Raw genomic sequence first — 13552 nt, 5'->3', positions numbered from 1 at the left:
TACGACAAAGGCGGACAAAGGGACGAAGATGCGGCTGGGAAGCTTGGGACTGGTTGCAAGCGCATTCGCGCTGGCGCTCGCGGCATGCGGCGGAAACGGCGGATCCGCGGTGACTCCGGCGGGCGTTGCGGAGCACACCACGCTCGATTTCGCGAAGGTCGCCGATTATTCTACGCGGTCGCTTCCCGCCCATTTCGATCAGAGCGTGGCGGCGCTCGACAACAGCCCGGCTTCCCGCCCGGGCGACGATCGCGTCGCGACGCTCGGACGGGTGCTGTTCTACGATTTGCGGTTGAGCACCAACGATCGCGCGTCGTGCGCCTCATGCCATCAGCAGGCGCTCGGCTTCACCGATTCGATGCGGTTCAGCAACGGGATCAGCAGCGCCGCGACCACCGATTTCCATGCGATGCGGCTCGGCAATCTGCGCTACTGGCGGCCCGGCTCGACCTTCTGGGATCGCCGCGCGGCGAGCGTAGAGGCGCAGGCCAGCCGTCCGTTCCACAGCCTCGTCGAAATGGGATGGGGCGGCGCGGCGGGCGGCTTCGACGCGCTGATCCGCAAAATGGGCAAGACGGCCTATTATCCGGATCTGTTCGGCTGGGCGTTCGGCGACGCCGCGATCACCGAGCCGCGGATCCAGCAGTCGCTCGCGCAGTTCGTGCGCGCGATGATCTCGCATTCGAGCCAATGGGACACGGGCTATGCTCAGGTCTTCGCGCCCGGCGCGCCCAACCGCGCGCTGAACCGCGATCTGCCGAACTTCACGCCGCAGCAGAATCGCGGCCGGCAGCTGTTCATGATGCGGGTCGGCGAGGGCGGCGCCGGCTGCTCGTCCTGCCATCTGCCCCCGACCTTCGCGCTGGCGGCGGACGCGCGCAGCAACGGGCTCGACGCCGGCGAGAAGCGTGTGTTCAAGGCGCCGTCGCTCCGCAATGCCGGATTGACCGGGCCGTACATGCACGACGGGCGGTTCGCGACCCTCGCCGAGGTCGTCGACTTCTACGATCACGGCATTCAGGACGGCCCGGCGCTCGACAATCGCCTGCGGCAGGACGGCCGGCCGCAGCGGCTCAACCTTGGTGCGGCGGATCGGGCGGCGCTGGTCGTTTTCGTGATGACCCTGAGCGATCTCGCGCTGACCACCGATCCGCGCTTCGGCGATCCGTTTCGCCGGCCTGCGCGCTAGCTGGCGCGGATCGAATACAAGGTCGCGTTGCTGATCGCATAGACCGCGCCGTCGGCGCCGATCAGCGTCGGCGTATAGGCCTGGCCGAGCCCGGTGTTGAGCCGGACGCCCTGCGACAGCGTGTTGGTCACGAGGTCCCAGCGGTAGAGCACGCCGTCCTCGTTGTTGGCGAGGATCGACTTGCGCTGCGGATCCGCCGCCATCGTGTTGATGCACCATTCGCGCCGTGCGGTGGGCGATCCGCCGTCCAGCGTCGGCCCGAGGATCGTCAGCACTTCGCGCATCACCTGCAGGCCGGCGACGATCGGATCGGCCTGGCTCGCCTTGGGATCGAGCACCGCGATCCGGTTGAGCCCGTCGCCCGTGCCCACCCCCGCATAGTTGTTGTACTTCTGCGCGAGCAGATAGGTCGAGGTGCCCGTATAGGACGGCACCATCGCAGCGGGGATCACGCTGGGCGAGACATCCCAGCCGAAGCTGCCCGGGACCCCCACCGGATTGAGCAGTGCGTCGAACTGGAGCAGCCAGCCGCGCGCATTGTGCGTCGGGAACTGCGTTTCCAGCACGCCGTAGAACACGCGGCCGTCGGGCCCGATCACCGGCGATGCCGTGCCGTCGTCGCTGATCCGCGCGAGTGTCTTCTGATTGGGATCGACCAATGCGACTTTGGCGCGGGTGGCGAGCGTCGTGCTGTCGAGCGCGAGCAGGAAGCCGGTCTGCGTTGCGGTGGTCGCGCCGCGGTTCACGGCGATGTAAACGGTGTTGCCGTCGATCGAGAGCGCGGGCGCGCAATTCATCGCGGGCTTCTGGACCGAAGCATCGCTCGCCGCGGTGGCTGCGCTCACCCAGATGCCGGTGCCGTCGGGCGAAACCCGCGCGATCCCGCTGACCAGATTCGCGGGGTTTGTCCCGGTCACGTGGAAGCCGAAGAAGAGATTGCCGTTCGCATCCGCGGTGATCGGCGTGTTGATGAAGACGCTGCCGTCGAACGCGGCAGGGTTCGCGTTGTAGGTCGCCGCGCCGTAGAAGATGTGCGCGGCAAGCGCGCCACTCGCCGCGTCGGCGTCGGCGCGCATCAGCAGCTTGCCCCCGGCGCCGGGGGCATAGAGGCGGCCCTGCTGGGTGAGCAGCACATTATAGGGCGGCAGCCAATTGCGCGGCGGCGTGACATAGTCGGTGGTCGCCGACCACAGCAGCGCGCCCGTCGTGCCGTCGCGCCCCTCGACGCGGTAGCCGCCGGTGGCGCCGGTCTTCACCGGGATCACCACCGTGTTGTGCGTGGTCACGACCGGCGATCCGTAATGGGTGAGCAGCGCGCCGGACGGCGTGTATTGCGGCGCGAGGTCGACCGGAGACGACCAGGCGATGCGCCCGAGATCCTGCGACGCGATCGCGCTCACTGCCGTGTGCTGCGCATCCCGGCCATAGCCATACCATGCCGGGCCCGAAACCGGCGTGGGTGACGGCGAAGGCGAGGGCGAAGGCGACGGGCTCGGACTCGGCGTCGGAGCGGGAGAGGGCGTAGGCGACCCGCCGCCGCTGCCGCACGCGGCCAGCACGGCGGACGATGACAGCATTGCCAGCGCGCTGCGACGCGAAAGGACAGCGGGGAGCGGGGCGTCTGGCGACAGAGGATGGCGGCTCATAGCCGCAGCGTACGCCCTCGTTCGGCGAAATCCACCCACTTATATGCGCTTACGCAGCTTCGACGTAGCTCTCCATCGCAAATCGGCGCCGCTCCTGAGGTGGAGATGCGGGGCGCCGCCGCTGAAAATCTCGGCGCCCCGTTGCCAATGACACCGGTTTCCTCTAATTCTCCGCCAAACACAGACCGAGAGGAAGGGGCCTGGTGGGATCCGTACAGTTTGCCGATGAAGCGCGTCGAATTGCCGAGACGTTCGTCGAGGCGCGTCGCGAGAGCCGCGGGCTGCCCGATTATCCGGGCGACGTGCCTGCCGCGCTCGACGATGCCTATGCGGTGCAGGACCATGCCATCGCGTTCGACGGCCGGCGGATCGGCGGGTGGAAGGTCGGCCGGATCAATCCGCCGCGCGACGGCGTCGATCGGCTGGCGGGGCCGATCTTCAGCGACACGATCGTCGATGCGCGCGAAGGGCTCGAGATGCCGATCTTCGGTGCCGGCTTCGGCGCGGCGGAGGCGGAGTTTCTGCTCCGGCTGGGTGCGACACCGCCGGCGGGCAAGACGCGTTTCACCGAAGAGGAGGCCGCCGATCTGATCGACGCGGTCCATGTCGGGATCGAGATCGCCAGCTCGCCCTTTCCGGGGATCAACGAGCATGGCCCGACAGTGACCATCTCCGATTACGGCAACAATAACGGCCTCGTCATCGGGCCCGAGATCAAGGACTGGCGCTCGGCCGGCATCAATGCCTGGCCGGTGACGCTCGACATCAATGGCGCGCGGATCGGCGCTGCCACCGCCGAGACGATGCTCGATGGCCCGGTCGGCGCCGTGCGCTTCCTGCTCGAGCTCATGGCGGCGCGCGGGATCGTGCTCGAGGCCGGGCAATGGGTGTCGAGCGGCGCGGTGACCGGCGTCCATCCGGTCAAGCCGGGCGACGAGGTCGCATGCCGCTTCGGCGCGGGTTTGGAAGTAGAGTGCGCGATCATCGCCTCGTAAGCGGGCGGATCGGGCGGAGTGGAGAGCACATGCGAATCGCGAGTGCGGCGGTGCGGAGCGCCGCTGCGCATCCCCAAGTCTGCACGATGCGCGTGACGCCCGCCGTCGGGGCGCTTTGGTGATCCTCGTGCGCCGCCGCGCGTTGCTGGGCGGGCTGACCGCCTCGGCGATGCTGTCGGCATTGCCCGCGTCCGGGCAGCCGCGCGACGACGCCCGTTTGCGCGAGGCGCTCGACGGGCTGGTCGGGGTGCCCGGCTATGATCAGCGGCTGGCCGCGCTCGAACCGTTCGATGCGGCCTCGCTCTCGCCTTCGGCGGCAGTGGATTTGCGAACCATCCGCAAGAATATTGCGATAGATTCGCAATTGTCGCGGCTCTTCCCTGGCGGCAAGGCCGGTTTGCCCTATGGGTTGCCGGCGTCTTCGGAGGGCCTGTCGCAACGTCCCGAGGGCGCCGCTGCCTATGCGCTGCTGCTCGAACGGCATGTCGGCGCGCGCGTTAACCCCGAAGCTGCGCATCGCCGGTTCGAGCGCGAGGCGGCGCGGCTGGTCGCGCGCGCCGATCAGCTGCTGCGCGGCGCCGGCTTCTCCCGGGGTACCGTCGGGGCGCGTTTCAGGGCGATCTTCGCCGATCCGCGCGGGCTCTATCCCGACGACGAGGCCGGGCGCGATGCCGCGGTGGCCGATATGAACCGCTGGCTCGACGCGGCGCGCCGGCAAGCGTCGGCGCTGGTCGGCCCGGTGCCCCAGGCCAGCCTCGACGTCAGCGTGCGCCGGATGAGTCTCGCCGATCAGGCCGCGGGCAAGCAGGGCTATCGTCAGATACCCACCCCGGGCCAATCGGGTGTCTACGTCGTCGATCTCAAGGAGATCCGCCGCCGGCCACGCTGGACGCTCGGCAGCGTCGTCCATCACGAGTTGCTGCCCGGGCACATGGTCCAGCTCCCGATCGAGGCTGCGGCGAATCCGCATCCGCTGCGTATCGCCTATCTGCCGGCTTTCGCCGAGGGCTGGGCGATCCACGCCGAGCAGCTGATGGCCGATCACGGGGTGTATCGCGGCAGGCCGCTCGACGCGCTGGGTCATATCCATTGGCTGCTGTTCCGCACGGTGCGCGGGCTGCTCGACACCGGCATCCATCATCGCCGCTGGAGCCGCGATGCGGCGCTTGCGGCATTCGATCGGTTGCAGGGTGTGCCCGCCTATTTCGCGCCGTTCGAAAAGGATCTCGAACGGATCGCCGGCGATCCGGCTGTGCGCGCTGCCGAAGCGCTGATCTGGCTCGGGCTCGCCGCCCGGACGAACGGGCAGCGCGGCGCAGCGCTCCGGCGAATCCACCAGCAGATCCTCGCCGACGGCCGCAAGCCGCTGGTGTTACTCCCGAATGTTGGGAGTGCAGTATGACATGCGAAACGATGGCTTTCCGTGGCGGGACAGGCTAACCACCGTCAAAACCAGCTGCGAGCGGGAATCGGGCCGCAAGAAATAAGAGTGGGAGAGGCTGAATGAACGACATGCGAGAGGCGACCATCGCGGCCGCCACCGAGCGGGTGGGGCGCTATCGCTGGGTGATCGTCGGCCTGCTCTTCGCCGCCACCGCGATCAACTATATCGATCGCCAGATGATCGGGCTGCTCAAGCCGATCATGATGGAGGATCCCTCGCTCCACATGGACGAGCGGACCTATGCCGATATCGTCGTGTGGTTCCAGATCGCCTACGCGATCGGCTATCTCGGCTTCGGCAAGGTGGTCGACGCGATCGGCGCGCGGATGGGCTATGCCGCGGCGGTGGTGATCTGGACGATCGCGCACGTCGCGCATGGCGGTGCCTATAGCGTCACGCAGTTCGCCGCGGCCCGCTTCGGGCTCGGCATCGGCGAATCCGGCAACTTCCCCGCCGGCGTCAAGGCAGTGACCAGCTGGTTCCCGCAAAAGGAGCGCGCCTTCGCCGTCGGCGTGTTCAACGCCGGCTCGAACGTCGGCGCGATCGCGGCGCCCTTGCTCTGCTTCCTGATGGTGCCGGCGGTCGGCTGGCGGATGACGTTCATCCTCACCGGCGTGTTCGGCCTGATCTGGCTGGTCGCGTGGCTCGCCGTCTATCGCGACGATCCGGCGAAGCATGCCCGCGTCGGTGCGCCCGAAGTCGCGCACATCACGCAGGATCCCGCCGACCCCGACGTGAAGACGCCCGGCCTGTGGCTGCGCCTGCTCGCCCAGCGCGAGACCTGGGCGTTCGCGCTCGGCAAGTTCTTCATCGACCCGATCTGGTGGTTCTATCTGTTCTGGCTGCCGGGCTATCTCGGCACCCAATATGGCCTCGACCTCAAGACCTGGTCGACGCCCACCGCGGCGCTCGCATTGGGCGGCATCTATCTGATCTCGGACATCGGCAGCGTCGCCGGCGGCTGGCTCTCGGGCCGGCTGATGAAGGGCGGGATGAGCGTCAACGCGGCGCGCAAGATCACCATGGTGATCTGCGCCTTCTGCGTGCTGCCCGTGGTGTTCGCCACCTCGGTGCCCAATCTCTGGGCGAGCGTGCTGATCATCGGCATCGCCGCGGCGGCGCATCAGGGCTTCTCGGCCAATCTCTACACTGTGCCGTCGGACACCTTCCCGCGTTTCGCGGTGGGCGCGGTGATCGGCATCGGCGGCACCATGGGAGCGATCGGCGGCGCGCTCTTCTCGAAATATTCGGGAGACGTGCTCGATCGCGTCGGCAGCTATGCGCCGATGTTCATCGCCGCGGGCGCGGCCTATTTCCTCGCCGTGCTGTCGGTGCATCTGCTGACGCCGCGGCTCGCGCGGGTCGAGAGCTTCCGCCACTCGACGCCCTGGGCGGTGATCGCCGCGGTGGTCGCCGGGCTGGTCGGCGTGATAGTCTTCCTCGCCTCCGGCAAGAACACCGAAGGCTGCGTGCCGGTGTGGATGGGCCCCGCCTCGCCCTGCTTCGAAACCGGGACCTACTGGATGATCCTCGGCGCGTGCGCGGCGGTTGCGATCCTCGCGATCGTCGTCAACACGCTGGTCCGCGACAAGGCGCCGCAAGCGTAAGAGAGAGTAGAATGACCAAGCCCCTCAAGCTCGATCCCGACCGGCTGTTTCCCGCCGACGAGCGCACGCGGAGCATCGCGCGCGCGCTCTATGCCGAAGTGGCCGGGCTGCCGATCATCAGCCCGCACGGGCACACCGATCCGACCTGGTTCGCCACCAATGCGAACTGGTCGAACGCGACCGAGCTGCTGCTCTCGCCCGATCATTACATCTACCGCATGCTCTATTCGCAGGGCGTCGCGCTCGACGATCTCTGCGTTCCGAGCAAGGCGGGGATGCCGGGCACCGATCCGCGCAAGGCGTGGCGGACTTTCGCCGAGCATGTCCATCTGTTCCGCGGCACGCCGTCGAGCATGTGGCTCGGCCATGTCTTCGGCGAGGTGTTCGGCTTCGACGTCGCGCTCGATGCGTCGACCGCGGATCATTATTACGACACGATCAACGAGAAGCTCGCCAGCGACGCGTTCAAGCCGCGCGCGCTGTTCGATCGCTTCGGCATCGAGTTCCTCGCCACGACCGAGGGGCCGCAGGACGATCTCTCGCCGCACCATGCGATCCGTGAATCGGGCTGGCAGGGCCGGGTGGTCACCACCTATCGCCCCGACGCAGTGATCGATGTCGAGCACGAGCAGTTCGCCGGCGCGATGAAGATCTTCGCCGACAAGACCGGCGAGGACGTCTGGTCGTGGGACGGCTATCTCGCTGCGCACCGCAAGCGCCGCGCCGATTTCCGCGCGGCGGGCGCCACCGCCACGGATCACGGCCACCCGACGGCGCAGACCGCCAATCTTTCGAAGGACGAGGCCGAGCGGCTGTTCCGTACCATCCTGTCGGATCGCTGGACTCCGCAGGATGCCGAGCTGTTCCGCGCCCAGATGCTCACCGAGATGGCGGCGATGTCGGTCGAGGACGGGATGGTGATGCAGATCCACCCCGGCAGCTTCCGCAACCACAATGGCGGGCTGTTCGAGAGCCATGGCCGCGACAAGGGCGCGGACATCCCGATGCGCACCGATTATGTCCATGCATTGAAGCCGCTGCTCGATCGGTTCGGGACGAGCACGCAGCTGTCGATCATCCTCTTCACGCTCGACGAGACCGTGTACGCGCGCGAGCTGGCGCCGCTGGCCGGCCATTATCCGTGCCTCAAGCTCGGCCCCTCCTGGTGGTTCCACGACAGCCCCGAGGGCATGCGCCGCTTCCGCGAGCAGGTCACCGAGACCGCGGGCTTCTACAACACCGTCGGCTTCAACGACGACACCCGCGCCTTCCTGTCGATCCCGGCGCGGCACGACGTCGCGCGGCGGATCGATTGCGGCTTCCTCGCCCAGCTCGTCGCCGAGGGGCGGCTGCTCGACTGGGAAGCGCAGGAACTCGCCCACGAACTGACCAACGGCCTCGTCCGCAAGGCATACAAGCTCGATCAACAAGCGCCGGCGCCCGTCGCCGCCGCGGCCTAAATCAAACCAACGGAGTACCCCATGTTCGACCGCACCTATTACGCCACGCACCCGGATATGATGGAATGCGTCTCGAACGAGGAGCTGCGCGATCGCTATCTGATCGACGGGCTGTTCCGCGACGGTGAGTGCGTGCTCAACTATACGCACGCCGATCGCTTCGTGATCGGCGGGGTCGCAGTGGCATCGGGCAGCGTCAAGCTTCCCGACCAGACCGAGCCGGCGTCGGCAGCGGGCCATCCGTTCCTCGAGCGCCGCGAGCTCGCGGTGGTCAATGTCGGCGGAGTCGAAGGCACTGTCACCGTTGATGGCGAGGCCTTCACGCTCGGCAACAAGGACTGCCTCTACGTCACGATGGGCGCCAAGGACGTCCAGTTCTCGGGCAATGGCGCGCGCTTCTATCTGGCCTCGTGCCCGGCGCATAAAGGCTTCCAGACGCGGAAACTGTCGATCGCCGACGCCAATGCGCTCGAGCGCGGCAGCCTCGAGGAATCGAACGAACGCACGATCTACCAGCTCGTCATCCCCGGCGTGTGCGACAGCGCGCAGCTGGTGATGGGCCTCACCGTGCTCAAGCCGGGCTCGGTGTGGAACACGATGCCCCCGCACATCCACGAGCGCCGCAGCGAGATCTATTTCTACTTCGAATTGGACGGCCCCAACGACCGCGTCTTCCATTACATGGGCGAAGGCGAGGCGATGCGGCACATCGTGATGGGCAACGAGGAAGCGGTGATCTCGCCGCCCTGGTCGATCCATATGGGCTCGGGCACCAAGGCCTATGCCTTCATCTGGGCGATGGCCGGCGAGAACCAGGACTATACCGACATGAACGTGCTGGACATCTGCCAGCTCGCGTAAGCCCGACGTGACTCCCCTCCCTCGAAGGGAGGGGTTGGGGGTGGGTGCCGAGCCGAAGGCTCGGCCCTCCTCCGCGACTGAAGAAGCGCGACGCTGCGCGTCGCGCGCCCACCCCGACCCCTCCCCGGCAGGAGGCGAGTGAGAGAGTGCATGACCAAGATCTTCGACCTGACCGGCAAGACCGCCATCGTCACCGGCGCCAATACCGGCATCGGCCAAGGCATTGCGCTCGCGCTCGCCGCCGCCGGCGCCAACATCGCCGCGGTCGGCCGCTCGGCCGCCACCGAGACCGTCGACAAGGCCCGCGCGCTGGGCGTGCAGGCCGAGATCGTCTCCGCCGATCTCTCGACGATCGAGCCTGTGGGCAGGGTTGTGGACGAGACTGTGGAAAAGCTCGGCGGGCTCGACATCCTCGTCAACAATGCCGGGATCATCCGCCGCAACGACAGCCTCGATTTCACCGAAGAGGATTGGGACGCGGTGATCGACACCAATCTCAAGTCGGTGTTCTTCCTCTGCCAGGCCGCCGGCCGCCACATGGCGGCGCAGGGCAGGGGCAAGATCATCAACATCGCCTCGATGCTGAGCTTCCAGGGCGGCATCCGCGTGCCGAGCTACACCGCATCCAAGTCGGGCGTGGCCGGGCTCACCAAGCTGCTCGCCTGCGAATGGGCGGCCAAGGGGATTAACGTCAACGCGATCGCCCCCGGCTATATCGCCACCAACAACACCACTGCCTTGCAGGCCGACGAGACGCGCAACCGCCAGATCGTCGAGCGCATCCCGGCGGGCCGCTGGGGCGATCCGGCCGATCTCGGCGGCGCCGCGGTGTTCCTCGCCTCCTCGGCCGCGGACTATGTCCAGGGCCATATCCTCGCGGTCGACGGCGGGTGGCTCGCTCGATGACCATCGCATTCTTCGGCGAAGTGATGCTGCGGCTCTCGCCGCCGGGGCGCGAGCTGCTGCTCCAGACGCCGACGCTCGAAGTGAATGTCGGCGGCGCCGAGGCGAACGTCGCCACCGGGCTCGCCTGTCTCGGCCACGCCACCCGCATGATCAGCGCGGTGGCCGACAATCCGCTCGGCGGCGCGGTAATCAACGAGCTGCGCCGGCGCGGCGTCGATACCGCGACGGTGGCGCGCGAGGAGGGGCGGCTCGGTCTCTATTTCCTCACCCCCGGCGCGGGCCTGCGCGCATCCGAGGTCGTCTACGACCGGGCGCATTCGGTGTTCGCCACGCGCGCGGCCGATAGCTGGGATTGGGATCGCCTGCTCGAAGGCGCCACCCGGCTGCATCTGTCGGGGATCACTCCGGCGCTCGGCCACAACACCGCCGCCGCCGCGATCGCCGCCGCCGAAGCGGCGTCCGCCCGCGGCATCCCCGTCTCGTTCGACGGCAACTATCGCGCCAAGTTGTGGGAAGCGTGGGACAGCGATCCGCGCGCGGTGCTGACCCAACTGATCAGCCATGCCGACATATTGTTCGGCAATCATCGCGATGTCTCGCTGCTGCTCGGCAAGCCCTTTTCGGGCGAAGGCTCGGATCGCCGGCGCGAGGCGGCGGAAGCGGCCTTTGCGCATTTCCCCAGGCTCCAGACGATCGCCTCGACCGCGCGGCATGTCGACGACGCCGACAGCCACCGCGTCTCGGCGCGAGTGGATACGCGCGGCGGCGCGCACCAGACCGACGAAGTGCTGATCGCCGGGATCGTCGACCGGATCGGCGCGGGTGACGCCTTCGCGGCGGGCGTGCTGCACGGCCTGATCGAGAGCGACGACGATGCCCGCGCCGCGGCAAAGGCCGGCCTCGCGCTGACCGCGCTCAAACATTCGCTGCCGGGGGACGCGAGCCTGTTCACCCGTGCCGATCTCGCCGCCTTCGAAGGCGGCGGGCTGGACGTGCGCCGATGACAAAATGCGAGGGGATTCCGGAGGGGATGTATGTTGGAGGAGAGGGGATTCGCCGCTGGTGAAGCGGCGTTGCCGCGGTACGATGCCGCGGCATTGCGACGCGGCTATGCGATCGACGATCGTTTCGAGGCCGAGCTGCGCGAAGCCTGGACCTTTGTCGAGCCGCACATCGCGGGGATCGCGCGCGACTTGCTCGAGCGCCGCGCGGGCGCCGCGGTGTCGGACGCGCTGGTCGCTTCGCGGGTCGATTATGCCCGCGCCAAGCTGGCGCGGTCGATCGATCAGGCCTGGGTCGACGCCATCGTCGCCGAGGCCGATCGCATCGCGCAGAACGACCTCGATTTCTCGGTGGTCGCGGCATCGATGCTCGTCGCGCAGATGCGCATCCACGCGCTGTTCTTCGAGCTGACCCAGGATCCCGCCCAGCTCGAGCGTCTCACCCGCGCGACCCAGAAGCTGGCGGGGATCGAATTCGAGGTCATCGCCAGCCGGCTGCGCGCGATCGCCCGCGCACGCAATCAGGCCGCGGTCCGCGCCGAAGCCGACGCGGTGCGCAAGCAATTGGGCGAGGCGATCACCACCAGCGCGCGCGCCAGCCGTGACGTGGCGATGTTCACCGAACGCAGCGCCGCCGAGATGCAGTCGCTGAGCAAGCCCGCGGTCGAGGTCGCCACCGCGGCCGATCAATCGGCGACGGCGATGGCGCAATCCGCCGAGAGCGCCGCCGTGCTGATCTCGGCGTTCGAGCGTGCCCGCGAGGAAGCGCTCGCGGCGTCCGAAGTCGCCGGCCGCGCCGACGCGATCGCGCTGCAGGGCGCGGAGAATGCCGCCAATCTCGCCTCGCACACTGCGCAGATCGAAACCGTGCTCACGCTGATCGCGGGGATCGCGCAGCAGACCAAGCTGCTCGCGCTCAACGCCAGCATCGAGGCGGCGCGCGCGGGCGAGAGCGGGCATGGCTTCGCGGTGGTCGCGCAGGAGGTCCGCAGTCTCGCCGATCAGGCGGCCGATGCCACGGGCGGCGTCACCGTCACGATCCGCCAAGCGCAGAATGCTAGCGAGATCATGGCGCACACCAACCAGGCGATCCTCGCGATCGTCAGCGAGCTGATGGAGCGGGTGCGCGGCCTTTCATCCGAGATGGAGGAGCAGGTGGCGACGGTGGGCGCGATCCTAGCCGCGATCGACGAGACCGCGATGTCCTCGCGTGAGATCGCCGGGCTGATCGCCCAGATCAGTGGACGCGTCTCCGAGCTCGCCGCCGCCGCGCAGGACGCGGGCCGGCAGGCGACCGAGGCCGGGGCCGCGCTCCAGCGAGTTGAGCATACGGTCGGCCAGTTCATGGCCGGAGTCGCGCGCTAGCAACAGGGAAGCCGTTATGGATCGTCGTACCCTCCTCGCCACGGGGCTCGCGCTCGGCGTCGCCGGCAGCGCGCGTGCGGCGATGGCTGCCGGGCCCGAACGCGTCACGCTCTGGCCCGGCATACCGCCGGGCGGGGAGGGGCTCGGCATCCGCGACGAGATCATCCAGCGTTCGCCGCCGGGCGGCGATCCCGACGACATCGCATGGACGCATATCGCCAGCCCGGCGATGACGGTGGCGCGCGCAGCCAACCCCAATGGCGCGGCGGTGCTGCTCATCCCCGGCGGCGGCTATACCCGCGTCGCGGTGCGCCGCACGCCTTCGAACATCGCGCAGATGTTCGCGGCGCGCGGGATCACTGCGTTCGAGCTTCTCTATCGCCTGCCGCACGACGGCTGGCGCGCCGGTCCGGCCGCCCCGCTGCAGGATGCCCAGCGCGCGATGCGGCTGATCCGCGACGGCGCGGCGAAATGGGCGATCGATCCGGCGCGCGTCGCCGCGATCGGTTTCTCGGCGGGCGGGCATCTGGTCGGGCAATTGAGCGCACGGGCCGAGCGGGAGACCTATGCGCCGCTCGACGCGGCCGATCGGCTGCCGGCGCGCCCGATCGCGACGGGCATGTTCTTCCCGGTGGTCTCGATGCTGCCGCCGCTCGCGCACGAGCAGTCGCGCCGCGAGCTGCTCGGCGCCGATCCATCCGAAGCGCTCGCCACCGAATGGTCGCTCGAGCGCAACGTCCCCGCGACGATGCCGCCGACCTTCGTCTGCCACATGGCCGACGACAAGACCGTCAAGGCGGCGAACAGCCTCGCGATGTTCGCGGCGCTGCAGGCGGCGCGCATCTCCTCCGAGCTGGTGATCGGCGAGAAGGGCGGGCACGGCGTGCCGCTGCTCGGCCGCGACGGCAAGCGGCATGTCTGGTTCGATCTGTTCGAGACTTTTGCGACCCGCCACGGCTGGCTGAAGGCCTAGGGTCCGTACTCAATACCCACAACGGTCGGGATCGCGCGCAGCGGCGGGCCGCTTTTGGCGCACAGCCACGTCACGAGCCAAGCCCTTGGAGTCACGATGACACCG

General features: G+C 68.4%; 10 protein-coding genes and 1 pseudogene. 10 read left to right on the top strand and 1 reads right to left on the bottom strand.

The window, feature by feature from the left end; genetic code table 11:
• Positions 1–28: 28 nt before the first annotated feature.
• On the top strand, positions 29–1189 hold the full coding sequence (locus E5A74_RS04390) for a cytochrome-c peroxidase (protein ID WP_166745599.1): 1161 nt from the start codon (positions 29–31) through the stop codon (positions 1187–1189).
• Here E5A74_RS04390 and E5A74_RS20795 read toward each other — a convergent pair.
• The gene (locus E5A74_RS20795; RefSeq protein WP_166745598.1) at positions 1186–2589 is read right to left on the bottom strand and encodes a hypothetical protein; all 1404 of its coding nucleotides are present in this window, start codon (positions 2587–2589) and stop codon (positions 1186–1188) included. The two genes, E5A74_RS04390 and E5A74_RS20795, sit on opposite strands and share 4 nt — an antisense overlap.
• A 449-nt stretch (positions 2590–3038) precedes the next feature.
• On the opposite strand from E5A74_RS20795, the gene E5A74_RS04380 reads away from it, so the two are divergent.
• The 9 genes and pseudogenes from E5A74_RS04380 to E5A74_RS04340 all read left to right on the top strand — a co-directional run bounded on the left by E5A74_RS04380 (position 3039) and on the right by E5A74_RS04340 (position 13447).
• Positions 3039–3830 (top strand): 2-keto-4-pentenoate hydratase, encoded by a 792-nt coding sequence (locus tag E5A74_RS04380; RefSeq protein WP_135983004.1) that lies wholly within the window; start codon positions 3039–3041, stop codon positions 3828–3830.
• A 118-nt stretch (positions 3831–3948) separates the two neighbouring features.
• Positions 3949–5232: a DUF885 family protein gene (locus tag E5A74_RS04375; RefSeq protein ID WP_135983003.1), complete on the top strand. Its 1284-nt coding sequence runs from the start codon at positions 3949–3951 to the stop codon at positions 5230–5232.
• A gap of 110 nt (positions 5233–5342) precedes the next feature.
• Positions 5343–6641 (top strand): annotated as a pseudogene (locus tag E5A74_RS04370) (MFS transporter); the annotation flags it as partial.
• Between the two features lie 251 nt (positions 6642–6892).
• Positions 6893–8341 carry a glucuronate isomerase gene (uxaC, locus tag E5A74_RS04365; protein ID WP_135983002.1) on the top strand — a complete coding sequence of 483 codons (1449 nt, stop codon included), beginning with the start codon at positions 6893–6895 and terminating at the stop codon, positions 8339–8341.
• Between the two features lie 21 nt (positions 8342–8362).
• Positions 8363–9202 carry a 5-dehydro-4-deoxy-D-glucuronate isomerase gene (kduI, locus tag E5A74_RS04360; RefSeq protein WP_135983001.1) on the top strand — a complete coding sequence of 280 codons (840 nt, stop codon included), beginning with the start codon at positions 8363–8365 and terminating at the stop codon, positions 9200–9202.
• Between the two features lie 150 nt (positions 9203–9352).
• Positions 9353–10108 carry a 2-dehydro-3-deoxy-D-gluconate 5-dehydrogenase KduD gene (gene kduD, locus E5A74_RS04355; protein WP_135983000.1) on the top strand — a complete coding sequence of 252 codons (756 nt, stop codon included), beginning with the start codon at positions 9353–9355 and terminating at the stop codon, positions 10106–10108.
• Positions 10105–11112, top strand: a complete 1008-nt coding sequence (locus E5A74_RS04350) for a sugar kinase (protein WP_135982999.1) — start codon at positions 10105–10107, stop codon at positions 11110–11112. The genes kduD and E5A74_RS04350 overlap by 4 nt, the downstream gene beginning before the upstream one ends.
• A gap of 30 nt (positions 11113–11142) precedes the next feature.
• Entirely contained in the window at positions 11143–12474 is a 1332-nt protein-coding gene (locus E5A74_RS21345) for a methyl-accepting chemotaxis protein (protein WP_135982998.1), read from the top strand.
• A gap of 16 nt (positions 12475–12490) precedes the next feature.
• Entirely contained in the window at positions 12491–13447 is a 957-nt protein-coding gene (locus E5A74_RS04340) for an alpha/beta hydrolase (RefSeq protein WP_135982997.1), read from the top strand.
• Positions 13448–13552 lie beyond the last annotated feature (105 nt).

This window comes from Sphingomonas naasensis, assembly GCF_004792695.1.
In the GTDB taxonomy this organism is placed as follows: domain Bacteria; phylum Pseudomonadota; class Alphaproteobacteria; order Sphingomonadales; family Sphingomonadaceae; genus Sphingomonas; species Sphingomonas naasensis.
This window is presented reverse-complemented; position numbering and strand designations above follow the sequence as displayed.